The sequence below is a fragment of the Arthrobacter sp. JUb115 genome (assembly GCF_004365035.1).
Lineage (GTDB): Bacteria > Actinomycetota > Actinomycetes > Actinomycetales > Micrococcaceae > Glutamicibacter.
Genome location: NZ_SOBS01000001.1, coordinates 409,316 through 432,195 on the forward strand (window position 1 = coordinate 409,316; position 22,880 = coordinate 432,195).

General features: G+C 60.2%; 23 protein-coding genes. 12 read left to right on the forward strand and 11 right to left on the reverse strand.

Annotated elements, in window-relative coordinates:
• The first annotated feature begins 106 nt into the window (after positions 1-106).
• A complete protein-coding gene (locus tag EDF61_RS01880; protein ID WP_133833074.1) occupies positions 107-835 on the forward strand; it encodes a TIGR03089 family protein in 729 nt (242 codons plus the stop codon).
• Here the strand turns inward: EDF61_RS01880 and EDF61_RS01885 are convergent.
• Positions 832-1,401 (reverse strand): GtrA family protein, encoded by a 570-nt coding sequence (locus EDF61_RS01885; RefSeq protein WP_105657466.1) that lies wholly within the window; start codon positions 1,399-1,401, stop codon positions 832-834. The genes EDF61_RS01880 and EDF61_RS01885 overlap by 4 nt on opposite strands.
• 176 nt (positions 1,402-1,577) lie before the next feature.
• On the opposite strand from EDF61_RS01885, the gene EDF61_RS01890 reads away from it, so the two are divergent.
• From EDF61_RS01890 to manA, 4 genes are all read left to right on the forward strand, one after another.
• Positions 1,578-2,738 carry a 5-(carboxyamino)imidazole ribonucleotide synthase gene (locus tag EDF61_RS01890; RefSeq protein ID WP_133833075.1) on the forward strand — a complete coding sequence of 387 codons (1,161 nt, stop codon included), beginning with the start codon at positions 1,578-1,580 and terminating at the stop codon, positions 2,736-2,738.
• A gap of 74 nt (positions 2,739-2,812) precedes the next feature.
• Positions 2,813-3,343, forward strand: coding sequence for a 5-(carboxyamino)imidazole ribonucleotide mutase (gene purE, locus EDF61_RS01895; RefSeq protein WP_133833076.1), 531 nt, complete (start codon positions 2,813-2,815; stop codon positions 3,341-3,343).
• A 17-nt stretch (positions 3,344-3,360) separates the two neighbouring features.
• Positions 3,361-4,986, forward strand: coding sequence for an LCP family protein (locus EDF61_RS01900; RefSeq protein ID WP_133833077.1), 1,626 nt, complete (start codon positions 3,361-3,363; stop codon positions 4,984-4,986).
• A gap of 67 nt (positions 4,987-5,053) precedes the next feature.
• Positions 5,054-6,262 carry a mannose-6-phosphate isomerase, class I gene (gene manA, locus EDF61_RS01905; RefSeq protein WP_133833078.1) on the forward strand — a complete coding sequence of 403 codons (1,209 nt, stop codon included), beginning with the start codon at positions 5,054-5,056 and terminating at the stop codon, positions 6,260-6,262.
• A 108-nt stretch (positions 6,263-6,370) separates the two neighbouring features.
• Here the strand turns inward: manA and glpX are convergent, their stop codons facing one another.
• Positions 6,371-7,405, reverse strand: coding sequence for a class II fructose-bisphosphatase (gene glpX / locus EDF61_RS01910; protein WP_105657461.1), 1,035 nt, complete (start codon positions 7,403-7,405; stop codon positions 6,371-6,373).
• Between the two features lie 156 nt (positions 7,406-7,561).
• On the opposite strand from glpX, the gene EDF61_RS01915 reads away from it, so the two are divergent.
• The 4 genes from EDF61_RS01915 (at position 7,562) to EDF61_RS01930 (ending at position 11,786) form a co-directional block, all read left to right on the forward strand.
• Positions 7,562-8,236 carry a DUF4245 domain-containing protein gene (locus EDF61_RS01915; RefSeq protein ID WP_166650662.1) on the forward strand — a complete coding sequence of 225 codons (675 nt, stop codon included), beginning with the start codon at positions 7,562-7,564 and terminating at the stop codon, positions 8,234-8,236.
• 66 nt (positions 8,237-8,302) lie between these two features.
• Complete coding sequence (locus EDF61_RS01920; protein WP_105657459.1) at positions 8,303-8,932, forward strand: carbonic anhydrase; 630 nt, start codon at positions 8,303-8,305, stop codon at positions 8,930-8,932.
• A 129-nt stretch (positions 8,933-9,061) separates the two neighbouring features.
• Complete coding sequence (locus EDF61_RS01925; protein ID WP_133833080.1) at positions 9,062-10,474, forward strand: class II fumarate hydratase; 1,413 nt, start codon at positions 9,062-9,064, stop codon at positions 10,472-10,474.
• A gap of 121 nt (positions 10,475-10,595) precedes the next feature.
• A complete protein-coding gene (locus EDF61_RS01930) occupies positions 10,596-11,786 on the forward strand; it encodes a dipeptidase (protein WP_133833081.1) in 1,191 nt (396 codons plus the stop codon).
• Here the strand turns inward: EDF61_RS01930 and EDF61_RS01935 are convergent.
• The 3 genes from EDF61_RS01935 to EDF61_RS01945 form a co-directional block, all read right to left on the reverse strand.
• On the reverse strand, positions 11,783-12,352 hold the full coding sequence (locus EDF61_RS01935) for a GNAT family N-acetyltransferase (RefSeq protein ID WP_105661712.1): 570 nt from the start codon (positions 12,350-12,352) through the stop codon (positions 11,783-11,785). The genes EDF61_RS01930 and EDF61_RS01935 overlap by 4 nt on opposite strands.
• A gap of 66 nt (positions 12,353-12,418) precedes the next feature.
• The gene (locus tag EDF61_RS01940; protein ID WP_105657455.1) at positions 12,419-12,886 is read right to left on the reverse strand and encodes an NUDIX hydrolase; all 468 of its coding nucleotides are present in this window, start codon (positions 12,884-12,886) and stop codon (positions 12,419-12,421) included.
• Positions 12,887-12,890: 4 nt separating this feature from the next.
• On the reverse strand, positions 12,891-13,394 hold the full coding sequence (locus EDF61_RS01945; protein ID WP_133833082.1) for a prepilin peptidase: 504 nt from the start codon (positions 13,392-13,394) through the stop codon (positions 12,891-12,893).
• Positions 13,395-13,477: 83 nt separating this feature from the next.
• Between EDF61_RS01945 and EDF61_RS01950 the strand changes: the two genes are divergently transcribed.
• Positions 13,478-14,296 (forward strand): hypothetical protein, encoded by an 819-nt coding sequence (locus tag EDF61_RS01950; RefSeq protein ID WP_133833083.1) that lies wholly within the window; start codon positions 13,478-13,480, stop codon positions 14,294-14,296.
• On the opposite strand, the gene phoH2 is transcribed toward EDF61_RS01950, so the two are convergent.
• From phoH2 to mca, 5 genes are all read right to left on the reverse strand, one after another.
• The gene (gene phoH2, locus EDF61_RS01955; RefSeq protein ID WP_105657452.1) at positions 14,293-15,609 is read right to left on the reverse strand and encodes an RNA 5'-3' helicase PhoH2; all 1,317 of its coding nucleotides are present in this window, start codon (positions 15,607-15,609) and stop codon (positions 14,293-14,295) included. The genes EDF61_RS01950 and phoH2 overlap by 4 nt on opposite strands.
• A 256-nt stretch (positions 15,610-15,865) precedes the next feature.
• Complete coding sequence (locus tag EDF61_RS01960) at positions 15,866-16,627, reverse strand: isoprenyl transferase (RefSeq protein WP_105661709.1); 762 nt, start codon at positions 16,625-16,627, stop codon at positions 15,866-15,868.
• Positions 16,628-16,746: 119 nt separating this feature from the next.
• Positions 16,747-18,861 carry a thioredoxin domain-containing protein gene (locus EDF61_RS01965; RefSeq protein WP_133833084.1) on the reverse strand — a complete coding sequence of 705 codons (2,115 nt, stop codon included), beginning with the start codon at positions 18,859-18,861 and terminating at the stop codon, positions 16,747-16,749.
• A 32-nt stretch (positions 18,862-18,893) separates the two neighbouring features.
• The gene (locus EDF61_RS01970; protein ID WP_105657449.1) at positions 18,894-19,175 is read right to left on the reverse strand and encodes a hypothetical protein; all 282 of its coding nucleotides are present in this window, start codon (positions 19,173-19,175) and stop codon (positions 18,894-18,896) included.
• 43 nt (positions 19,176-19,218) lie between these two features.
• The gene (mca, locus tag EDF61_RS01975; RefSeq protein WP_105657493.1) at positions 19,219-20,085 is read right to left on the reverse strand and encodes a mycothiol conjugate amidase Mca; all 867 of its coding nucleotides are present in this window, start codon (positions 20,083-20,085) and stop codon (positions 19,219-19,221) included.
• A 239-nt stretch (positions 20,086-20,324) separates the two neighbouring features.
• On the opposite strand from mca, the gene EDF61_RS01980 reads away from it, so the two are divergent.
• Together EDF61_RS01980 and greA are read left to right on the forward strand one after the other, a co-directional pair.
• Positions 20,325-20,744: a DUF4307 domain-containing protein gene (locus EDF61_RS01980; RefSeq protein WP_133833085.1), complete on the forward strand. Its 420-nt coding sequence runs from the start codon at positions 20,325-20,327 to the stop codon at positions 20,742-20,744.
• A gap of 289 nt (positions 20,745-21,033) precedes the next feature.
• Positions 21,034-21,528 carry a transcription elongation factor GreA gene (greA, locus tag EDF61_RS01985; protein WP_105657447.1) on the forward strand — a complete coding sequence of 165 codons (495 nt, stop codon included), beginning with the start codon at positions 21,034-21,036 and terminating at the stop codon, positions 21,526-21,528.
• A 77-nt stretch (positions 21,529-21,605) separates the two neighbouring features.
• On the opposite strand, the gene ilvA is transcribed toward greA, so the two are convergent.
• Entirely contained in the window at positions 21,606-22,877 is a 1,272-nt protein-coding gene (gene ilvA / locus EDF61_RS01990) for a threonine ammonia-lyase (protein ID WP_105657446.1), read from the reverse strand.
• Positions 22,878-22,880: the final 3 nt, after the last annotated feature.

The window sequence follows — 22,880 nt, forward strand, 5'->3', positions numbered from 1 at the left end:
GAAACTCCCGGCACAACACGCCGTCAAAAGACGCACATGAGGTGGGCGAGTCCCGTCTTGGCTGAATTCTCGGTGAATTCTCAGTAATTAAATTTAAGGACATCCAATGAGCAATAGCCTACAATCACGAACATTTGTCGAGAATCTTCTCGCGCCGCGACGCAGTTCAGCCTCCCCATGGCTCACCTGGTACTCCGTCAGCGGGGAACGCATCGAGCTGTCCGGACGGGTATTTGACAATTGGGTCGCGAAAAGCGCCAATCTCTTGGGCGAGGTTTTCGACCTCGATGAAGACTCGATCGTGGTGCTCGATTTGCCGGCGCATTGGAAGTCCCTGGTCGTGGCCCTGGCCGCGCTGCACCATGGCGCCACGCTGGTCGATGCTGGGCATGATGATGCACAGCAGGCATCGGTGTGGGTGACAGCCCAACCGGATGATGAGCGCATACCCAGCAGCTCTGAAATCCTTGCCGTGAACCCGGCAGCTCTCGCGCTGTCCTTCGGCTCGGATCTCGGCCCTGTCGCAGAAGACTTCAATGCCTCCGTGCGTACCTACGGGGATCAGTTCTATCCCTCGCCAGTAACTGGTGATGCCTCAGCCATCGCAACCAATGGTGACGCCCCGGTCAGCCTTGCTGCGTTATTCGATACCGAAGCCAAGGCGCAAGGAACAATTCTAGTGCGTGCGCAGCAACCCGTGCTCTCCTTGCTGCCCTTCGCCATTGGCCAGTGGGCAGCGGGTGACGGAATTGTGCTAGTAGAAGACGGGATGGAAGTGACCCAGCGCCTGCGCGACGGCGAACGCATTGACTTCGACTACCGACCAGCGGATTAGCGAGCCACCGTCGGTACCGTGCCGGTATCGGCCTGGCCAGCGGAATGCGCTGCGTCAGCGCCGGTATCGGCCTTGTGATTGCCCAGAACTTCGTGGTCGTGGGCGAATTCTTCCTCCGCATCCATCGCGCTGCCGAAGACCCAGAAACGGTAGGCGAAGAAGCGGAAGATGGTGCCGAGCACCAAGCCGACTACCGAACCGGCAATGAACACCGAGGTCGGATCGGTCAAGCCCAACCAGTATTTGGTGACCCATACGCAGGCCGCGGCAATGCCCAATCCAATGGCATTCATGATGATGAACATCACGAGCTCGCGCACCACATTGGCCTGGCGGCGGTGGCGGAAGGTCCAGTAGCGGTTGGCCACCCAAGAGAACATCGTCGCAACGACGCCAGCAATGATTTTCGCTTTAACCTGGGAATCGCTCATGGAACCGTGCAGGAGCCAGACGTAGATCCCCGAGTCGATGATGAACGCAACGCCACCGACGACGCCGAACTTCGCCACCTCGCGCCACAGCAACGAGATGAGTCCGGCTATTTTGAGTTTGATGCGCTCGAGCAATTGTCCTCCAGGGAATATTGTTCCCGTCTGGCTAGCAGTAACAAGGCGCGCTAAGCACTACGAGAAGCGCGCGATCTTGCTATTTTATCGGCACTTTCTGGAAATTGACCGAATTGTGAGAGTAATCAGACAACGCGCATGCGATTCTCAACGTCGCTTTCGATACCCTTGTAATCGTGAGCTTTCCAAAAATTGGTGTGATTGGTGGCGGGCAGCTAGCCCGAATGATGGCCCCCGAGGCCCTGAACCTAGGTTTCGAACTGCATGTTCTTGCCGAAGGTCCTGATGTCTCGGCTGCGCGAAGCGTTCCCGACGCTCCTGTAGGCGACTACAAGGACCTCGAAACCCTGCGTGAATTCGCCAAGGGCAAGGACGTCGTCACCTTTGACCACGAGCACGTGCCCAACGAATTCTTGACCACCCTGATCGATGAGGGCGTCAACATCCAGCCCCGTCCGGCTGCGCTGATCCATGCCCAGGACAAGCTGGTCATGCGCGAGGCCATCGAACGCCTCGGACTTCCGAACCCTGCGTGGGCCAAGGTTGACGATGTCGATGCCCTGATCGCTTTCGGTGAGCAGACCGGCTGGCCCATTGTGCTCAAGACCCCGCGCGGCGGCTACGACGGCAAGGGCGTGCGCATGCTGGACAATGCCCAAGATGCCAGGGATTCCGCCGACTGGTTCGCCCATGGCCCGCTGCTGGCCGAGGACAAGGTCGAGTTCTCCCGCGAACTTTCCGCGTTGGTAGCCCGCACCCCTTCAGGCGAGGCCAAGGCTTGGCCCGTGGTCCACACCGTCCAGGTTGATGGAGTCTGCGATGAAGTGATCGCGCCTGCCCAGGATATTGACGAAGCCACCGCAGCCACCGCAGCCGATGCGGCTTTGCGCATCGCCGAAGAATTCGGCGTCACCGGAGTCATGGCCGCAGAGCTCTTTGAAACCCCGGGTTCAGGAGCCGGTTTCGTGATCAACGAATTGGCCATGCGCCCGCACAACACCGGCCACTGGACCATGAACGGTTCGGTCACCAGCCAATTCGAGCAGCACCTGCGTGCGGTCCTGGATCTGCCGCTGGGCGAAACCCGCGAGCTGGGCGTGACTGTGATGAAGAACTATCTCGGCGGCGCCAACCAGGACCTCTACTCGGCTTTCCAAGCCGCCTTGGCCGCCGCGCCAGAAGTCAAAGTCCATGCCTACGGCAAGTCCGTGCGCCCGGGCCGCAAGATCGGCCACGTCAACGTTGTGGCTAACGCCGGACAAAGCGTAGATGAACTTCGTTCGCAGGCCAATAAGGTTGCCGCGCTCATCCGCGACGGCATCGAAGCCGCCGTCTAGACTTTATTTTGATCAAGAGCCGCTGCCGCGTACCGGGCAGCGGCTCTTACTAGAACACCGCAAGGAAATATCTCATGTCTGAAGCACCACTGGTCGGCCTCGTAATGGGTTCTGATTCCGATTGGCCGGTCATGCGCCTGGCCGCACAGGCACTGGCCGAGTTCGGAATCCCTTTTGAAGCGGACGTCGTTTCGGCGCACCGCATGCCAGAAGAAATGATCGATTACGGCAAGAAAGCCCACGAACGCGGACTGCGCGCAATCATCGCCGGCGCAGGCGGTGCAGCGCATCTTCCGGGCATGCTTGCAGCTGTTACACCGCTGCCGGTGATCGGAGTTCCAGTTCCACTGGCTAAACTAGATGGAATGGACTCCCTGCTCTCCATCGTCCAGATGCCTGCAGGAGTCCCCGTAGCAACTGTTTCCATTGGCGGAGCACGCAATGCCGGCCTGCTGGCTGTGCGCATGCTCGCAGCGGGAACCGATGAGCTAGCCGAATCGTTACAGGTAAAGTTGCTTCAGTTTGCAGATTCATTGCGCGACCAAGCCCATGCCAAGGGTTCGGCTTTGCGCGCTGAAGTTGCCAACGAGAATTTCGCTTCCTAGGGAAAGTCCAAAAGTACATGGGTTCTGCCAGTCATCGCGCACCAAGTCCGTTGCGCCAGCCGGAGACCATCAGCTCTCCGCAGCGCAGCAAGCGGGCTCTGATCCTGGTCCTGCTGACCATCTTCTTCCCCGGCGGCGCTCAGCTGGTCGCGGGAAATCGCAAGCTTGGACGGATCGCAGTGTCCATCACCATGGCCTGCTGGCTGGCCATTCTTGCGCTGGTTGCCCTGTACTTCATTGATCGTTCGATCATTCTCGGCTGGGTTGCCCACCCGAACTTCCAGCTGTTCCTGATCATCGTGCTCGGCACGCTGGCCCTGGGCTGGCTGATCATGTTCACCAACACCTTGGTGATTATCCGGCCCAAGCTGCTGGCCCCTGGCATGCGTGCCATCGTTACCATCTTCACCCTGGCAGCCGTGGTGGCCACCAGCGGTGTCTTCATCTACGGCGCCTCGCTGCTGAATACCGGACGCGAAACCATTGTGGCCGTATTCGATGAAGGGCCCGCCTTCGAGCCAGTCGACGGGCGCTACAACATCGCAGTGTTCGGTGCCGACTCCGGTGCCAACCGCGAAGGCGTCCGCACCGACGTTTCGGCTCTGCTTTCTGTTGATGCCAAAACCGGCAAGAGCCTGCTGATTTCGGTGCCGCGCAACTTCCAGAGCGCACGCTTCGCCCCGGGCTCGCCCATGGAGAAGATCTGGCCCGAAGGCTACAACTGCGGCGACGAATGCATCTTCAACGCCATCTACCGCAATGCCGAAACCGAGCACGCCGATGCTTTCCCCGAGAGCGTGAAGAACGTCGGCGCGCAAGCTGCCATGGACGCGCTGGAAGGCACCACGGGGCTTCCTGTCCAGGGCTACGTCATGATCAACATGGCCGGTTTCGAGCAGTTTGTCGACGCATTGGGCGGTGTCACCATCGACTCCGGCGGATGGGTTCCATACAACGGGAAGTACCACGAAAACAGCACCGTGCGCACGCACTGGTTCGCACCGGGCACCCACGAATTCACCGGCAAGCAGGCATTGTGGTTTGCTCGCTCACGCGACTTCACCGATGACTACCACCGCATCAAGCGCCAACAGTGCTTGCAGCAGGGAATCATCAAGCAGTTCAAGCCGCAAACGATCCTGAGCAATTTCACTTCGATCATGTCCGCCGGTGAACAGCTGGTTGAAACCGACATTCCAGCAGGTCAGCTCGGTTCCTTCGTATCCCTGGCCGAGAAGGTCTCCAAGGAGCCAATGGCCCGCTTGACCCTCGGTGCGCCGGACTTCGAACGCAGCTTCTCCACCTACCCCAACTTCGACAAGCTGCAAGAGCGTATCCAGACGTTGATCGCAAAGCAGAACGAGCCGGAGAAGAAGAAGGAAAAGAAGAAGGACAATCCTGAAAAGAGCGAGGACACCTCCAAGTCCTCGGCTCCGGAAGAAACAACCCAGGCTTCCGAAGAAGCGCCCGAAACCACTGACGTGAACAATGCTCCGAAGCTGTCGAAAGAGGACAGCCCGGAATTCACCCAGCCAGATGGCAGCCCGATCACCGAAGAGTACTTGGTGCAATTGGAAATGGCCGGCTACCGCACGTTGATTTCAGAGATCGCGGCCAATAACGACGAATGCTCGGTTCCGTAAACGGTTAAGACCCCCCCGACCGCCATGCGACCCAACTACCGCTCCTGAAAGGCTATGGTCAAAAGACGTGTTCGAGTTGAAAAACGCGATTAGGGACTACCACTGGGGATCTGCTTCGCAGATTTCCGATCTGCTCGATCTGCCCGCGGAAACCACCCCGCAGGCCGAGATGTGGCTCGGTGCCCACCCCGGGTGCCCGAGCCGGATCTCCGATAGCGGGACAGCGCTCAATGATTTCATCGCCCAGGATCCAGAGCGCATACTAGGTTCAGCAGTCGCCCAGCGCTACGGACGTCTGCCGTACCTGTTCAAGGTGCTCTCGGCGACCCAGCCGCTGTCGATCCAGACGCACCCCACGCTGAAGCAGGCGCAAGAGCGTTTCGCCCAGGAAAACGCGGACGGCAAGCCGTTGGATGCTGCTGACCGCAACTACCGCGATGACAACCACAAGCCGGAGATGCTCTTTGCCCTGACCGACTTCGTGGCGCTATCGGGCTTCCGGCAACCAGCGCAGATTGTTGAAGACCTGCAGATCCTGGCCGCGCAGCTGCCGGACTCGGAGCATGCCCCGATAGGCCAGCTGCTCGACCTGCTGCAGGGCACCGATCCGCTGGCCCGGACTTTCAAGCATGTGCTGACCGCGGGGGACGAAATTTCCCAGCTGGTAGCGCAGATCAGCGAAGCAGTGGCAGGCAGCCCCGAATTGCACGGCAACGCCCATTTCGCCGAGCTAGTCTCGATCAACAAGATCTATCCTGGCGATCCGGGGGTCTTGGTCGCCCTGCTGCTGAATCTGATCTTCCTGGAACCTGGCCAGGCCATCAGCCTGGGCGCCGGCAACGTCCACGCCTACCTGCGCGGTTTGGGAATCGAGGTCATGGCCAATTCGGATAATGTGCTGCGTGGAGGACTGACCAGCAAGCATATCGATGTTCCCGAACTGCTGGACGTCACCATTGCCGTCCCCTCCCCTGCCCCGATCCTGGAGCCGGTGGCCCTTGATACCCATGACCGCTTGTACAAGCCCGACTTCGAAGAGTTCCAGCTCCAGGTACTCGATCCCATAGAGCCGGGCCTTGCCGCTGATCTGCAGCTGCACGGTGCCGCTGTGCTGCTGTGCACTGCCGGTGAGTTCCTGGTAGCCACGCGTGAAGGCGAACGCAGCATCAGCCGCGGGCAGTCGTTGTTCCTCACCGCGGCCGAACTGCCAGCCACCGCCATCTTGCAGGGCACCGTTCCGGGCCAGCTCTTCGCAGCCAGCGCCCAGATCGACTAGCTGCACTGCCCTGAGGCCCTTCGTGGCGCCATCGGGGGCCAAACGCAAAACTGCGAGCCATGGACTTGAATCAAGTCCATGGCTCGCAGTTTTGCAATCAGATGCGGATTAGCGGGTGTAGGCTTCCCACTTATCCTGGTGGTGCTCACCCTCGACGAAGCGGATGGTGCCGGACTTGGCACGCATGACGATCGACTGGGTGTGGATGCGGTTGTCCTTGTAGCGGACACCGCGCAGCAGGTCGCCATCGGTGATGCCGGTCGCTGCGAAGTAGCAGTTATCCGAGGTCACCAAGTCGTTAGTGGTCAGCACGCGGCCCAATTCGTGGCCGGCGTCGATGGCCTTCTGCTTCTCATCGTCATCAGTTGGCCACAGGCGGCCCTGGATCACGCCGCCCAGCGCCTTGATAGCGCAGGCGGTCACGATGCCTTCAGGGGTGCCGCCGACACCCATCAGCGCGTCAACGCCGGTGCCTTCGCGGGTTGCGGCGATGGCGCCGGCAACGTCACCATCCATAATCAACTTGGTGCGGGCGCCAGCCGCGCGGATCTCCTCGATCAGGCCAGCGTGGCGTGGGCGGTCCAGGATGGTCACAGTCACCTGGCTGACCTTCTTGCCCTTGGCCTTGGCGATCAGGTGCAGGTTCTGCTTCACTGGCAGGCGGAGGTCAACGAGCTCGGCTGCCTCTGGTCCGGTGACCAGCTTCTCCATGTAGAACACGGCGGAGGGGTCGAACATCGAACCGCGGTCGGCTACGGCCAACACGGACAGGGCGTTGTTCAGGCCCAGTGCGGTCAGACGGGTTCCGTCAATCGGGTCGACTGCGACGTCGCATTCGGCGCCGGTGCCGCTGCCAACCTGTTCTCCGTTGAACAGCATTGGAGCTTCGTCTTTTTCACCTTCGCCAATCACGACAACGCCGTTGAAGTTCACGGTGGACAGCAGGCCGCGCATGGCGTCGACTGCGGCACCGTCTGCGGCATTCTTGTCACCGAATCCGACCCACGGCGAGGAAGCGATGGCTGCCGCTTCGGTTGCACGCACCAGCTCCAGTGCTAGGTTGCGGTCCGGCTCCGCGTCGGAAACCGACAGTCGCGGAGAAAGGTGGGCATAATTGTTCTTTTCGGTCACGAAAGATCCCATCACTGAGTCGTAGTCATTGCGCCTATGCAAACAAGGACATTCTATCCTCTAGAGTTTTCGCTTTACAGTTCGTGTCGGGAGTGCCTGCTCATAGTTCGACGTGCGTTTGGGCACTCTGGTTCGAATTCCACAGAATCTTCGGGGAGAATGGAAGGCGTGCAACCTGAGAAGAACACCGAGAACAGCATCCCGGCTACCGGCAACACGGCCAACGGTACCGAGACGCCTGCTGCGTCCCCTCGAAGCCTCGACGATCCGAATGCCACCTTCGAGGATCTGCCGTACAAGCCGCAGCTCACCGAGAAGCAGGCCAAGCGCGCGAACCAGACCTTCAAGGGCATGGTGCTGTCCATCGGCTTCACGGTTGCCATACTCATTCCGGTGCTCATGCTCAACCCGCCGCCCAAGGACGACGCGTTTGAAAGCGACGTCAACCTGCAGGCCACCGCGGAACAGACGGAACAGATTTCTGGCTTTGAGATCTTCGCCCCGGAACTGGGCGACAAGGAATATGCGAACTTCGCTCGCTGGCAGGCTAACACTGCACAGGGTGTTCCCTATTGGGAATGCGGCCTCGTCTTCGAAGACAAGAACTTCGTGTGGGTTCGCCAAGCTGCTGACGCCAACCCGACATGGATAGCCCTGATCACCGATGCGGCGACGCCAACCGAAACTCGCACCATCGGCGGAGCGCAGTGGGAAGTGCGCACCAAGGACCAGAACACGTACCTGATCTCCGAGTTCAAGGACTCCACCGTCGTACTTTCCAGTGACACCTCGGCCGAACAGCTGAACAGTGTTGCCGAACAGGTCGCTAGCGAGCTGGATTAAGTCACGTTCACGGGAAAAGCCAGTCATATATTCGATATTCGAACAGCATCCCGTAGAATCTGAGTCATGCTCTCTGAATCAACACAACCGACCCTGACGCCTAAAGAGGCTTGGGAAAAGCTCAGCGCCGGCAATTTCCGTTTCGTCAACGAAGATACCCAGCACCCCAACCAGGACAGTGCTCGACGGCAGAAGTTGATCTCCGGCCAGGAACCTTTCGCTGTCATCTTCGGCTGTTCTGATTCCCGCCTTGCGGCAGAGATCATTTTCGATGTGGGTTTGGGCGACATGTTCGTGGTGCGTACCGCAGGCCATGTCCTGGATCCGGCAAGCCTCGGTTCATTGGAATTCGCCGTTGACGCCCTGAATGTGCCGTTGATCGTCATCCTCGGGCATAACTCCTGCGGTGCGATTACCAGCGCCATCCAGGCCAAGGAAACTGGCAACATGCCCAAGGGCTTCGTTCGCGACCTGGTCGAGCACATCACCCCTTCAGTCCATGCCGCCGAACGCAAGGGCATCACCGACGTGAACGGCACCGTTGTCGAGCACGTCAAGCAGACCACCGACCGCCTCGTCGACCTGTCCAGCATCATCGCGCTGGCCATCGAAGAGGGCCGCACCGCGGTCGCCGGTGTTGCCTACCACCTGCACGATGGCCGTGCCCAGCTGGTCTCCAGCCTGGGCCTCGACTAGAAGCTCCAAGCTTCAGGAAAAGCCTTGTAAAACGGCTTTTATTCCCAATTCGGTGAAGCGTCACTGTTGGTTGTGATGTTTACGTCAGAGACCTGTCATTCGATGACGGTTCGGGCGTACTCTGGGCTCATGACTAACAGTGACGATTTCCGTATCGAACATGACACCATGGGCGAAGTCCAAGTTCCGGCTCAGGCCCTGTACCGCGCGCAAACCCAGCGTGCCGTCGATAATTTCCCGATCTCGGGCAAGACCTTGGAATCCTCGCATATCAAGGCCCTGGCCCAGGTCAAGAAGGCCGCCGCACGAGCCAACCTGGCGCTCGGCGTTCTCGACGAAGAACGCGCTGAGGCCATTGTGGCCGCAGCCGATCAGGTCGCTACCGGGCAGTACGACGAGCACTTCCCCATCGACGTATTCCAGACCGGTTCCGGAACCAGCTCGAATATGAACACCAACGAAGTTCTCGCCGAATTGGCCACCCGTGCCTTGAAGGCCCGGGACAGCGGCACCGAGGTCCACCCGAACGACCACGTGAACGCCTCGCAATCTTCCAACGACGTCTTCCCGACGTCCGTGCATGTTGCCGCCACCGGAGCTCTGCTCAATGACCTGGTCCCGGCCCTCGGAACCTTGGCTTCCTCGCTGGAGGCGAAGTCCGCCGAGTTCAAGGATGTGGTCAAATCCGGCCGCACCCACCTGATGGATGCCACCCCAGTCACCCTTGGCCAGGAATTTGGCGGCTACGCAGCACAGGTACGCTACGGCATTGAACGCATCGAAGCGGCCCTGCCACGCGTTGCCGAAGTTCCCCTGGGCGGCACCGCGGTAGGCACCGGCATCAACACCCCAGACGGCTTCCCGCAGCAGGTCATCGAGTTCCTGCGCGAAGACACCGGCCTGCCCATCACCGAGGCGCGCAACCATTTCGAAGCACAGGCCAACCGCGACGGACTGGTCGAGGCCTCCGCAGCTTTGCGCACCATCGCTATCTCGCTGATCAAGATCGCCAATGACCTGCGGTGGATGGGCTCCGGTCCCAACACCGGCTTGGGAGAAATTGCGATCCCTGATCTGCAGCCCGGATCCTCCATCATGCCCGGCAAGGTCAACCCGGTCATTTCGGAGGCAACCATCCAGGTAGCAGCCCAGGTCATCGGCAACGACACGGCCATCGCTTGGGCCGGAACCAACGGCGCCTTCGAGCTGAACGTGGGCATCCCGGTCATGGCCTCCAACCTGCTCGAATCCATTCGCCTGCTGTCCAGCACCTCAACGGTGATGGCCGAAAAGATGATCGACGGCATCAAGGCCAATGTGGAACGCGCGCGCTTCCTGGCCGAGGCTTCCCCATCGATTGTCACCCCGCTGAATAAGCTGATCGGCTATGAAAACGCAGCCAAGATCGCCAAGAAGGCTGTCGCCGAGGGGCTGACCGTACGCGAAGCAACCATCGCTTTGGGCTTCGTTGAACGCGGTGAAGTCACTGAGGAACAGCTCGACCAGCTTCTGGATGTTTCCACCATGGTAGGCAAGCACTAATTCCCTGCTGCTCCACCCCTGCTGCTACCGCGGTTCGATGCTCGGCATCGGGTCGCGGTAGCGTACTTTAACCCGGAAAAACAGACTCCTACTTACCGGTAACATCTGCTAGCCTCCACTTATGACCCGCACCACATCTCGCTCTTTTAAACGTCTTGGCCTCTGGATTTCCGGCACGCTGGTAGTCCTCTTGGCCGCATTCTTCGCTTTTGCTCCCGGCATCGTGGAAAACACCCGCAATAAGATCGAGGCCACGGGTCTGCCAGCGGTCGGCGACGACGCCGCGAAACTGCATTCGCGCTTGCAGATTGCCGACATGCATGCCGACACCTTGATGTGGGACCGTTCGCTGCTCAAGCGCTCGGACCGCGGCCATGTCGACCTGCCGCGCATGGAAGAAGGCAATGTCGCCCTGCAGGTCTTCTCCTCGGTTTCCAAGTCGCCCGTCGGCCAGAATTACGACTCCAATAGCGCCGAATCGGATAACATCACGCTGCTGGGCATTGTCCAGCTGCAACCGCCTCAGACCTGGTTCTCGCTCCTGGAGCGTTCGCGCTACCAGGCCAAGAAACTGCGCGACGACGCCGCCGACTCGCAAGACACCCTGCGCACCATCACCACCACCGCCGAGCTCGACCAACTGTTCAAGGACCGCAAGAGCGGCCAGCAGGTCACCGGGGGCCTCTTCTCGGTAGAGGGCCTGCATAATCTTGAGGGCGACGTCAGGAACGTTGATGTCCTGTTCAACGATGGCATGCGCATGGCCGGGTTCACGCACTTCTTCGACAACTCGGTGGCCGGCTCCAAACACGGGGTCGAGAAATCAGGGCTCACCGACCTTGGCCGTGCTGCACTCAAGCGCATGGAAGAGATGGGGGTCATCGTCGACCTGGCGCATTCCAGCGACGCGGCTTTCAATGAAGTCCTCTCCCTGGCTACTGAACCCGTGGTATTCAGCCACGGCGGTGTCCAAGCCACCTGCGATGTGAACCGGAACCTCACTGACGATCAGATCCAGGCCATAGCCGAGACCGGCGGCGTTATCGGAATTGGCTACTGGGACGCTGCGGTCTGCACCCTGGATGTGGATTCGGTGGTGGACGCGATGGAGCACGTCATCAAGGTCGCAGGAATCGAACACGTCGGTTTGGGCAGCGACTTCGACGGAGCAACTACCGTCGCATGGGATGCCAGCCAGATTGCTGTCATCACCCAGGAACTGATGAATCGCGGCTATTCGGATACGGAAATCGCGGCCATCATGGGCGGAAATACGTTGCGCGTATTCCGCGAGGTGCTTCCAGCGAACTAGCTCAGTTCAATCCAATAGCGTCGCAGGTCCTCAGTGGAGCCGAAGCGGGGCCCGATTTCGGCAACCGGAGTGACGCGTTCGAGGACTCCGCCGCAAGCTTCGATGGTTCGCGCCGAAGCAGTATTGGAGTCGTTGCAGGTAAGCAGGACCCGCGGCAGGCCAAGGCTGCGGGCTTGTTCCAGGGATCCGGCGAGCGCGGTTCTGGCCAGGCGATTGCCACGGGCGCCCGGGCGTATACCGTAGCCGATGTGCCCGCCGACTTCGCGAAGGAAATCATTGCCCAGCTCGTGACGCAAGCTGACCGCGCCCAAGTACTCATCGTCGTGCGCTAGCCACAGGGTGCTTTGCGCAACGAAGCCATCCGGTGGCGTGAAGTGCGGCTTTTCCAGATCCTTGAGCAGCTGGACCCACTGCGCGAAGTCTTCTGCGTTGCGCAGATCCCAACCGTATTTGGCAGCGTAGAAGACCGAGGCCCCGTCCTGCTCCGCCCCCGCCCATTCGGTTGTGCTCCGCATGAAGGAAGCATGCAGTGCGGCAGAAGGTTCAATCAGTCCAATCCCGGTCATGGAGCAAGTCTAAGCTCATGCCGGTGGCATTCACGCATGCCACAGCGGATTTGAAGGCAGAAAACGTCAACTGGCGAAATAGCCACCGGGCCGAGGGTCCAGTGCCCATTGCAGCGCCCGTTCGTGCAGCGGCGGGAGTTCTGGCCGGTCAGCCAGTTCGAAGTACCCCACTTCCAAATTCTCGTCATCGTTGACCTTCGCCGTGCCGGAAAGGTGCCGAGCCTTGAAAACTACATCCAGGTACTGCGCGTGATCCCCATTGGGATACACCGTGGGAGCTGTCACCCCGACCCCCAACAGGTCCGTGATTTCGCATTCGACGCCGGTTTCTTCCAGCACTTCGCGGTGTGCTGTATGCGAAGGCTCTTCGCCTGGATCAATAATTCCTGCCGGCAGGGTCCATTTGCCATTGTCAGCACGTCGCACCAACAGCACCCGGCTGTCGTGGAGGACAACTATTTTCACCCCGGAGAGCCATAGCAGTTCATGACCGATGCGTTCTCGAAGATGGGTTACGAATTCTGGAGTTGCCATGATTTCATCGTGCCATAAGCAGCACTGCTAAAGACCCAATGAGCATGAAGGGACCGAAAGGGACCGCTGATTTCAGCGTCAATTTCCGCACCGCCACGCCCCCGATAACCCAGCCGGTGGCCAGCAGGAAGGCAAGCAAGGTCGCGAAGAACAAACTGGGCAAGGAATAGTATCCGAGATTCATCCCCAGCACGCCGGCCAGCTTCACATCGCCCATGCCCATTGCCCCAGCGGAAATCAGCGCGAGGAGCAGATAGCCTCCGCCAAGCAGCAGCAACCCCAAAAGGCTCATCAGCAGCCCATGCCCATCAGAACGGAAGATCCCCAGCGGCGCGATCACCACGATGCTGGCCGCCAACCAGTAAGCCAGTAGCCGGTTGGGCAAACGATGCGTCGCCATGTCTTCCTTGGACAGGAGGAACCCGAAACCAAGAAAGCAGGCTAGCTGGAGGAGAACCAGTGCTGCGGTGGTCGGGCTTTCCTGTGCCACGTTCCAAATTTCTGACATGCATAGAGCATAGGCACCTCATTGGATCTTCGGCAGAGGGGTCTTCCTCTTGTGAATAATTCAGCCGCTTCTACAATTGGAGTATGGACGTTCCAGCAGTTCCAGTTCTTTTCCCCGGGCAATCCGCCCCTGAGTCGGCGGCCCGTCGTCGTTTCCGTGCCTTGGCCCGGTCCGCCCCATGGCTGAGCACCTCCTTGCAGTTCCAGGTCCAGGTCCCGGAGCATTACGCCAAACCGGACGAAGGCCTGGAAGGCCAGCTGACCGCCATCCTCCGCCAGCGAGAAGCCATAGCCGTGCGCTCGGCCGAGGGGCAACTGGTGTACCAAAAGGAGAAGTTCACCGCAGACCGGAGCCGAGGCTACGTCGCAGCCACCAATTCCTCATGGAAGCTGCCGGCCTCGCTGACCTCCCCGGTTTATACCTCAGACCACCTGATCTTGCGCCGTCCACAAATTTCTGGCTTCAATGGGTTGCTGCCCTTGGAGCATTGGGAACCAATGCTCGATCCGGTGGAACTTGCCGGCACCGAGCCTGCCGCCCATGATCTCGCTTTCGACCACCCCACCTACATTCACGAGCTCGCAGAGATCACCCATGGCAACCGGCCTGCTCTAGCCGCCGTTCTCACTGCGGGACACAACTACCAGCCCGCACTGGCCAACTGTCCTCTCGTTCCCGCCGGGACACGAACCCTCGTGGTACTGGATCTGGCAACAGGCGTCTGCCTGAGCCGCCGGGTGCTCTCCGCCCAGGCCGGGATGCCTGTGGCCCCGGAGCTGTCGCTTCAGGTCCTGGCCCAGAACGAGTACTACATCGATTCCTTGTTCACCGCCCCAGCTCCCACGCTTACCGACGTGCGGGCGCCGATTCCGTGGGAGCTGCGCAGCGAGCGCCAATCCTAGGACAAGGTGGGCGAATCGAGCAGGTTGGTGACTAGCGCGGCGATAGCAGAGCGCTCGGAACGGGTCAGGGTCACATGCCCGAAGAGGGCATGTCCCTTGAGCTGTTCCACGACCGCGGCGACGCCGTCGTAGCGGCCTACATGCAAGTTATCGCGCTGAGCCACGTCATGGGTGAGCACCACCTTGGAATTCTGCCCGATGCGCGATAGCACCGTGAGCAGAACATTGCGTTCCAGCGACTGGGCTTCATCAACAATGACGAAGGAATCATGCAGCGAACGCCCGCGGATGTGGGTCAGCGGCAGGACTTCAAGCATCCCGCGTTCGACCACTTCATCAATGGCATTCTTCGACACGATCGAGCCGAGGGTATCGAAGACCGCTTGGGCCCAAGGTCCCATCTTTTCGCCCTCGGAGCCCGGCAGGTAGCCTAGTTCCTGGCCGCCAACGGCATAGAGCGGACGGAACACGGTGATCTTGCGGTGTTCCCTGCGTTCAAGCACTGCTTCCATTCCGGCGCACAGGGCCAACGCCGATTTACCGGTTCCGGCGTTGCCGCCCAGGGAGACGATGCCCACGGATGGATCCATCAGCAGGTCCAAGGCGATGCGCTGCTCTGCACTGCGTCCATGCAATCCGAAGGCCTGCTGGTCGCCGCGCACCAGCTTCAAGGTGTTCGCATCAACCTTGCGGCCCAGGGCGCTTCCGCGCGGGGATGTGATGACGAACCCGGTGTTGATCGGTTCATCGGCGACCGCAGGGTGGTTCAGAAGCTGTTCATGTTCGTAGAGCTTGGCCATGGTCTCTTCGCCCAGTTCCAGCTGCTGTATGCCGGTCCACCCGGTCGAGGCGATCAGCTCATTGCGGTACACCTCGGCATGGATGCCCATGGCAGAGGCCTTGATGCGCATCGGCAGGTCCTTGGTGACCAGCGCAACGTCGAGGCCAGCATCCAGCAGGTGCTTGGCGACAGCCAGGATGCGTGAATCGTTATCGCCTGAGCGCATGCCCACCGGCAGGACTTCCGGGGCGATGTTGTTCAGTTCAATGCGCAGTGTTCCACCAGTTTTGGACACGGGCACCGCTTGGGCTAATCCCCCATGGCTGGCAATCAGCTCGTCCAGCACACGCAAGGCATGGCGTGCAAAGAAGCCCAGATCAGGATCCTTGCGCTTATGTTCCAGCTCGGTGACGACAGTCAGCGGGATCACGACATGGTGCTCATCGAAGTGGAACATGGCTTTCGGGTCAGAAAGCAAAACCGAAGTATCAATGACGTAGGTTCGTACACCCTGTTCGGCTGTTCGTGTCATGGCAGCGCACCCATTCTCGAATCCGGCGTGGGGACTCTCCCCACGCGTAAGTGGGGAATCCCGACACCGGATGTCCAAGGCGATTCCGGCAATTGCTCCGGCTGGCGCTGCATTTGGTCATCTAGTGAGGAACCCTTCGATCAGCTGGGTCTTGTTGCCCCGGCCTTATGATCACCATAGACCTTGAAGCGCTACCTGGGGACTACGTTCAGGTAACGATTAGCTGAACAGCTGAGCCGGGTGCACCATTCGGGGCTCAGGTGCCGAAGCGGCGCTGGCGATCAGCGAAGTCGCGCAACGCACGCAGGAAATCCACGCGGCGGAAATCCGGCCACAACGCCTCGCAGAAGTAGAACTCCGAGTAGGCGCTTTGCCAGGTCAAGAAGCCGGAGAGACGCTGTTCCCCGCTGGTGCGGATCACCAAATCCGGGTCTGGCTGGCCCTTGGTGTACAGTGCCGATTCGATGTCTTCAGTGGACAGTCCGGCGGCAAGTTCCTCGACCGTGCGTCCATCCTCGGCGGCCTTGCAAAGCAGCGACTTGAAAGCATCAAGGATTTCACGACGTCCGCCGTAGCCGATGGCCACATTCACATGAACGCCGGTGCGGTTGGCGGTAACGGTTTCCAGCGCGGCAAGCTTCTGCGCCAGGTCTTCAGGCAGCAGGTCCTTGGCTCCCACCTGCTGGACCTTGACCCGGTTGGTCTCTCCCAGACGGTCCAGGGTCGTGCCGATAACTTCCAAGAGGTCGCGCAACTCGCTGGCTTCTCGATTGAGGTTGTCGGTGGAGAGCATGTACAAGGTAACCATCTGGATGTTCAGGTCCTCGCACCAATCGAGGAACTCCAGGATCTTGTCCGCACCGGCCTGGTGGCCTGCCATGGTCGGGGTGCCGGCCAGCTTGGCCCACCGGCGGTTGCCATCGACCATTACGCCAATATGGTGCGGAAGCTTGTCGGCAGGGAGGGACTTCGCCAAGCGCCGTTCGTAGTAACGGTACGCAAGGTTCGGAAGCTGCACCTTGTCCCTGCCTTTCGATAGATTCCAAAAACTCTAGGTTCTAAATCTACCGCTATTTATCGCCCAGCATGGGTATCTGCCCGCTTCAACGCGTCCACGATGGACACATTCTGCCGGGCTCAGGCACCCTTTCCGGAAGCGAACAGCGAGAACAATCCGTCCATCCCGGCTACAGGCATCTGGCAAAGCTCTTCGCGGCAAGGCTGGATCTGGACGGTCTGGGCCGCACCAGGTAGCGACGGATCGTGGCGCACATTCAATCCGAGGCTCAACGCCACCGAACGCACGCGCTTGGCTTCTGCCGAATCCCACTGCGACAGCGCAAGATACTGGACCGGGCTGGAAACTATGCACTGCACTTCCAAGGCGGTCGCTACCTGTGTTGGCGCGTCGCTGGCCAAAGCCAGGGCGTGGGCAGAAAGTACGCGGGCGCTTTCCAAATCCGCCGCATCTGCCTCGGTGTAGTCTCCCGCCGCCATGGACTGCAGGGCATGCATCGCCAGCGCCTTGGCGTAGAGCGCACCCGAGGCCGGCAGCGCATCATCAAGCACCGTGACGGCAGCAATGTTGCTGCGCTGGGCTGCGATGCGCGCATCGGCTTGGACCGCGTCACGCGGCACCCCGGTTTCCGGGTCTACGAAGTCGGCAGCGCGTCGCAGCAAGTCGCTGGCACGCTCGGCCCACTGCTTGTGCCCGGTGGCCTGGCCCAACGCCAAGAATCCCAGGGCCAGGGCGGCATAGTCCTGCAAGGTGCCTTCATTGCCGTGCTCAGCACGATTGGCGAAGCTCACGCGGGCCAGCCGTCCGGCATTTTCATCCCACTGCATCGTCCACACCGAGGTTGCTGCCTTCTCGGCGAGCGCCAAGGCTTCTGGCTGGTCCAGGAGCAGCGCGGCTTCAGACAAGGCTTCGATGGCCAGCCCGTTCCAACCGGCGATCACCTTCTCATCGCGGACCGGCATAATTCGCGAGCGGCGCAGCGTGCGCATTGCATCCCGCAGCTCATGGAGAACACCGATTTCGTTCGTTTCAGGAACCCTCAACAGCGAGAAGCAGAAGTTCTGCGGGTCCTCGGCCACCGGCGCGAAACGCAACAGCCCCTTGGGCAGCCGCTGAATCAAAGGGTCAGAGACCAGCGCGATTTCCTCGCGGCTAAAGGTGTAGTACGCGCCCTCGATCTGGCGGCCATCACGGGATGAATCGGCATCCAGGGAAGCCGCGAAAGCTGGAGCGGCCGAAGATGCGGTGAGCAGTTCCTCGTTGAGGAAGTCGATAATGCCTTGGGCGCTGCGCTGGGCGAGCCCGGCGAGATTCTGCGCGCGCTGGGCTATCTCCCCTTCGGACTTGCGGGCGAATTCTGCCGCCAGGACACTGGTGCGAGCCGCCAGTGAAAGCAGGCCGGCATTGTCGTAGAGCATCTTTTCGAAGTGCGGGACCGACCAGTTCTCATCAACGCAGTAACGGGCGAAACCGCCATCAACATGATCCTGCAGGCCGCCAAGGAACATCGCTTCGAGATGGGTGGCCGCTGCGGCGAAGGCCTCGGCAGCGCGGTCCGGGGTGGTGACCACTGCACGCCACAGTGTCTTCAGAGCCCAGGTCGGCGGGAATTTAGGCGCCGGGGTGAAGCCGCCTTCCGGCTTGGTGGCGGCAACCCATCGATCAAGTGCTGCGCCGAAGGCCTGCTCTGCTGGTTGCTGCGACTGCAGCGACAACAGCGAGCTCTGGCGGCTTCCGAGTTCTGCCAAATGCGTGGCGAGCATCTGGGCCTGCTCTTCCAGCGAAGCGCGCTTGGTTTCCCAGGCCTCGTGGACGGCGTTGAGCACTTGGCGGAAGCTCGGAGTCTTGCCACGGGGCGTCTTCGGATAGTACGTGCCGGCATGCACGGTACGCCCGTCAGGAAGGGCGAAAATCGTCATCGGCCAACCACCGGCACCGGTGAGCGCCTGGGTAGCCAGCATGTAGGTGTCGTCCACGAGCGGATGCTCTTCGCGGTCCACCTTGATAGCTACGAAGTTTTCGTTCAGCAGCGCCGCGATTTCAGGATCGTCGAAAGACTCGTGGCTCATCACGTGGCACCAATGGCAGGCAGCGTAGCCGATGGAAAGCATGACCGGTACGTCGCGCAACCGGGCCTGTTCGAAGGCTTCGTCCCCATAGGGGAACCAGTCGACAAGTTGGTGCGAATGCTGTCTGAGGTATTGGCTGGATGAGCCAGCGAGTCGTTGAGCCACGCAATCATGCTATCGCGCAGCTCACAAAGCGCCTACTGCTGTTCGTCGGTCTTCGGGTCGTGCGGCTCTTCGGATTCCTGAAGCTTGCGCTCTTCTCCCTTGGCCACCATTTCCTGCTGCTTTGCCTCGGCTTCCGAGGTGTAGCGCACGCGGCGCACTCGACGGACCATGTCGCGAATCAGGAAGATCACGGCAACCACCAAGGCTGCGGTGAAAATGAACCCAAGGAATCCTGGACCGTATTCGCTGCTGGTCTCCGTACCGACACCGAGGGTCGAGGAAGTCAGAGCCAGGGATTCGAAGATCGTATTCACGATGTAAAGACAACTCTTTTCTAGTACTGGAAAGCGCTTAGTACTATCTTAGTCCGGCAAACAGGTCGGTCTCGGGCAACTCGGTAGCTACCTTGGAGGAAATCAGCGTGTAGTCTTCCCACGGCCAGTGCTCCGCGTAGACGTGTTCCGGTACGGCGAAGAAGAAACCTTCCGGGTCGATCTGGGTTCTGTGGGCCAGCAACGCCTGATCGCGCTGCGAGAAGAAATCCGCGCAGTTGATCTGGGTGGTCGTGGTGTGTGGGGAAACCCACTTGAACATCTGGTTTTCCTCGTCCGCTTCCCACAGCGCAACGCGCTCGGTGTAGGGGGACTCGTAACCTGCTTCCAGCATCGCGTAGTGCAAGGTGCGGAAACGATCCGGTGCGAAAGCACGGTCGTAGTACAACTTGCTCACCGACCACGGCGCACCCAGTTCCGGGTACATCTGCGGATTAGCCGCGTGCTCAAAGGCAAAGGTTGAAACCTTATGGCAGTGGATGTGGTCCGGGTGGGGGTATCCGCCGTTTTCGTCATAGGTCGTGATGACGTGGGGTCGGAATTCACGGATCAGCTTGATGATGCCGGCAGCAGCGATTTCAACTGGCTGCAAGGCGAAGGCGCCAAAGGGCAGCTCCGGCAGCGGATCCCCTTCCGGCAAGCCGGAGTCCACATAGCCCAGCCAGCGGTGCTTGACGCCCAGCACTGCGGCTGCCTCAGCCATCTCGGTGCGCCGGACGCCCGCGAGGTCGCGGTGCGCATGGGCGAGTTCGCCGGCGGCGGCGTTGAGGATATCCCCGCGCTCACCGCCGGTGCAGGAAACGACCATCACCTCTGCGCCAGCATCAACATAGGCAGCCATCGTTGCAGCACCCTTTGAAGATTCGTCGTCCGGGTGCGCGTGAATAGCCATGAGCCGCAGACCCTGCGAAGGAGCAATTTTCTTCACGTCGTGAATCTCCACTTATCTTCTTTCCTTATGCCACGTTTTTGGACGGCCCGAAGCTTCGAATCTGTCCGTCATCCATAACAACTCACAGCCGACCACCGGTTATTCCCCCATGCTGAAAGACGGTAAACTTGAGTAAGGAACCAACGTACGGCATTCCCAGTTCAAATGCCGCCAGGCAAGAGAGTGGTGCAAGGCAAATAATGTCTGATCCAAGCTTAACGGCTCGCTACAACAACCCCAAGAAACGCAGTCTTCCCAGGAAAACGCGTAACTGGCTAATTGCTGCCGCGCTCTCGGTCGGCGTTGCGGGGGCCGCCTATGTCGGCTTCAACAACTACAGCGCCATCAGCGCGCAGGACATCGAGTTCGAGGTCATTTCCGCAACCAAGGCCAAGGCCATCGTCGCAGTCGAATACAACACCAAGCACCGTGTGCAGTGCGATATTCGTGCGATGAACGAATCCAAGGCCATCGTCGGATACGACTCCATTTTGCTTGATCCTGGAGAAGCTACCGGGCACATCACCCAACGCCTGGAGATTGACCTGCACACCGACAACCTGGCGACCACCGCTGGCGTGGAGTCCTGCTACGAGGTTCCGCAGGAATACAAGGGTTAATATTTCAGCTTCTTCATCCCCTAATAGCTGAATCTATTGGGCTTAAATCGTTTTGGCGACTACTATCGTTGAAAAGATACGTTTCGCCCCGCATCGGCGCATGGTTCTAGCTGAGTACTAGGACATGAGCCTGGCGGGGTCTTTGCTTGCATCGCCCATAACGTGCGAGCCCTCAGATCCGTACCGAATCCGACTTCGTCGACGCCACCGTTTCGGTGGCTTTCGGCTTTAGGACCACTTATCGGTCCCAAGGCCAAGCGAAGTCCTAACTGACCAAAGGAAGTACAACGTGAGCACCAACAGCAACGAACCTGTCGTTTGGCTGACTCAGGAAGCCTACGATCGGCTCCAGGACGAACTGACTTTCCTCTCAGGCCCGGGACGTGCCGAGATCGTTGCCCGTATCGAGCAGGCACGTTCGGAAGGTGACCTGAAGGAGAACGGCGGTTACCACGCCGCCCGTGAAGAGCAGGGCAAGGCCGAAGCGCGCATCCTCTACCTGAAGGATCTGCTGCGCCGCGCCGATGTAGGCGATGCTCCTGCCGATGACGGTGTTGTTGAGCCAGGCATGCTGGTTGTCGCCAATATCGCTGGCGACGAGACCACCTTCCTGTTCGGCTCCCGCGAAGTTGCCGGCGACACCGACCTCGAGGTCTACTCCGAGCAGTCCCCTATTGGCGTTGCCGTGCACGGCGCAAAGGTCGGCGACAAGCTGTCGTACTTGGCTCCAAACGGCCGCGACATCAAGGTTGAGATCATCTCTGCAAAGCCTTACCAGTCCTAGCAACTAGGCTGCAATGCAAAGTCCGAAGGCCGCCAACCCATCTGGGTTGGCGGCCTTCGGACTTTGCTGCTTATGCGCTAGGCGACTGAACCGCCGGCAGTATTGGTGATCTGCGGGTCGAAGCCTTCGGCGCGCAGGTTATTGAGCACCGTCTTGGAATGCTCATGGCCCTTGGTTTCCAGGTCGATGGTGATCGCGACATCGCCCATGGACAGCGAACCACCGATACGGGTGTGGTCCAGACGGGTGACATTCGCATCCGATTCGGCGATGATGTTGGAGATCTGCGCGAGCGAGCCGGGGCGGTCTGGAAGCATCATGCGTATGGTCAAGAAGCGGCCGGCCGCTGACAGGCCACGCTGGATCACCTTGAGCATCAGCAACGGATCGATGTTGCCGCCAGAAAGGATTACCGCGGTGGTTGCCGGATTGATCCCGTGCGCTTCCAGCTTGTTCTCCAGCAGTGCCGCGACGCCCACCGCACCGGCTGGTTCCACCACGAGCTTGTTGCGCTCCAGGAGCACCACCAGAGCTCGTGCGAGCGTATCTTCCGATACCGTCACCACGTCATCAACCAATTCCTTGATGATCGCGAAAGGCAGCTGCCCTGGCTTGCCTACAGCGATGCCGTCGGCAATGGTGTGCACGTTATCCAGCGGGACCAACGCGTCAGCGGCCAGGGATGGCGGGTAGGCCGCGGCGTTCTCCGCCTGGACACCCACCACCTTGATCTCGCGGCCCAGTTCGCGGGCCTTGGCCTTCAGCGCAATGGCGACGCCGGCCAGCAGTCCACCGCCGCCGACACCCATCAGCACTGTGTCGACCTCAGGAAGCTGTTCGAGCAGTTCCAAGCCGATGGTGCCTTGGCCGGCAATGATGTCCGGGTGGTCGAAAGGATGCACGAAGACTGCCCCGGACTCGTCGGCAAAACGCTGCGCCTCGGCCAGCGCTTCATCCACGGTGTCGCCAAAAAGCACGACTTCAGCACCATGATCACGAGTCGCGGTCAGTTTCGGCAAGGCGACGCCCCGTGGCATATAGATTCGCGCCTTGATTCCGAGGTGGCTGGCGGCCTGGGCGACGCCCTGCGCGTGGTTGCCTGCCGACGCGGCGACCACGCCTCGGGCCTTCTCGTCGTCGCTGAGCTTGGACATGCGTACATAGGCACCGCGGACCTTGAAGGATCCGGCGCGCTGCATGTTCTCGCATTTGAGGAAAACTTCGGCGCCAACATGCTGGGACAAAACACGGGAATGCTCCACCGGGGTGCGGGCAATAACCGGTTTGAGTACTTCAGCGGCGGCTTCGATATCAGCCAGCGTAACCGGCAAAGTAGGTTCGGTGCTCATGGA

Bases quoted from the DNA above. Each gene is read 5' to 3' on its own strand.
- purE (WP_133833076.1), top strand. From the start codon at position 2,813: ATGTCTGAAGCACCACTGGTCGGCCTCGTAATGGGTTCTGATTCCGAT.
- phoH2 (WP_105657452.1), bottom strand. From the start codon at position 15,609: ATGACACGAACAGCCGAACAGGGTGTACGAACCTACGTCATTGATACT.
- ilvA (WP_105657446.1), bottom strand. From the start codon at position 22,877: ATGAGCACCGAACCTACTTTGCCGGTTACGCTGGCTGATATCGAAGCC.
- EDF61_RS01930 (WP_133833081.1), top strand. From the start codon at position 10,596: ATGACCCGCACCACATCTCGCTCTTTTAAACGTCTTGGCCTCTGGATT.
- EDF61_RS01950 (WP_133833083.1), top strand. From the start codon at position 13,478: ATGGACGTTCCAGCAGTTCCAGTTCTTTTCCCCGGGCAATCCGCCCCT.
- EDF61_RS01920 (WP_105657459.1), top strand. From the start codon at position 8,303: ATGCTCTCTGAATCAACACAACCGACCCTGACGCCTAAAGAGGCTTGG.
- EDF61_RS01925 (WP_133833080.1), top strand. From the start codon at position 9,062: ATGACTAACAGTGACGATTTCCGTATCGAACATGACACCATGGGCGAA.
- EDF61_RS01945 (WP_133833082.1), bottom strand. From the start codon at position 13,394: ATGTCAGAAATTTGGAACGTGGCACAGGAAAGCCCGACCACCGCAGCA.
- EDF61_RS01935 (WP_105661712.1), bottom strand. From the start codon at position 12,352: ATGACCGGGATTGGACTGATTGAACCTTCTGCCGCACTGCATGCTTCC.
- mca (WP_105657493.1), bottom strand. From the start codon at position 20,085: ATGGCTATTCACGCGCACCCGGACGACGAATCTTCAAAGGGTGCTGCA.
- EDF61_RS01880 (WP_133833074.1), top strand. From the start codon at position 107: ATGAGCAATAGCCTACAATCACGAACATTTGTCGAGAATCTTCTCGCG.
- EDF61_RS01940 (WP_105657455.1), bottom strand. From the start codon at position 12,886: ATGGCAACTCCAGAATTCGTAACCCATCTTCGAGAACGCATCGGTCAT.
- EDF61_RS01980 (WP_133833085.1), top strand. From the start codon at position 20,325: ATGTCTGATCCAAGCTTAACGGCTCGCTACAACAACCCCAAGAAACGC.
- EDF61_RS01900 (WP_133833077.1), top strand. From the start codon at position 3,361: ATGGGTTCTGCCAGTCATCGCGCACCAAGTCCGTTGCGCCAGCCGGAG.
- glpX (WP_105657461.1), bottom strand. From the start codon at position 7,405: ATGGGATCTTTCGTGACCGAAAAGAACAATTATGCCCACCTTTCTCCG.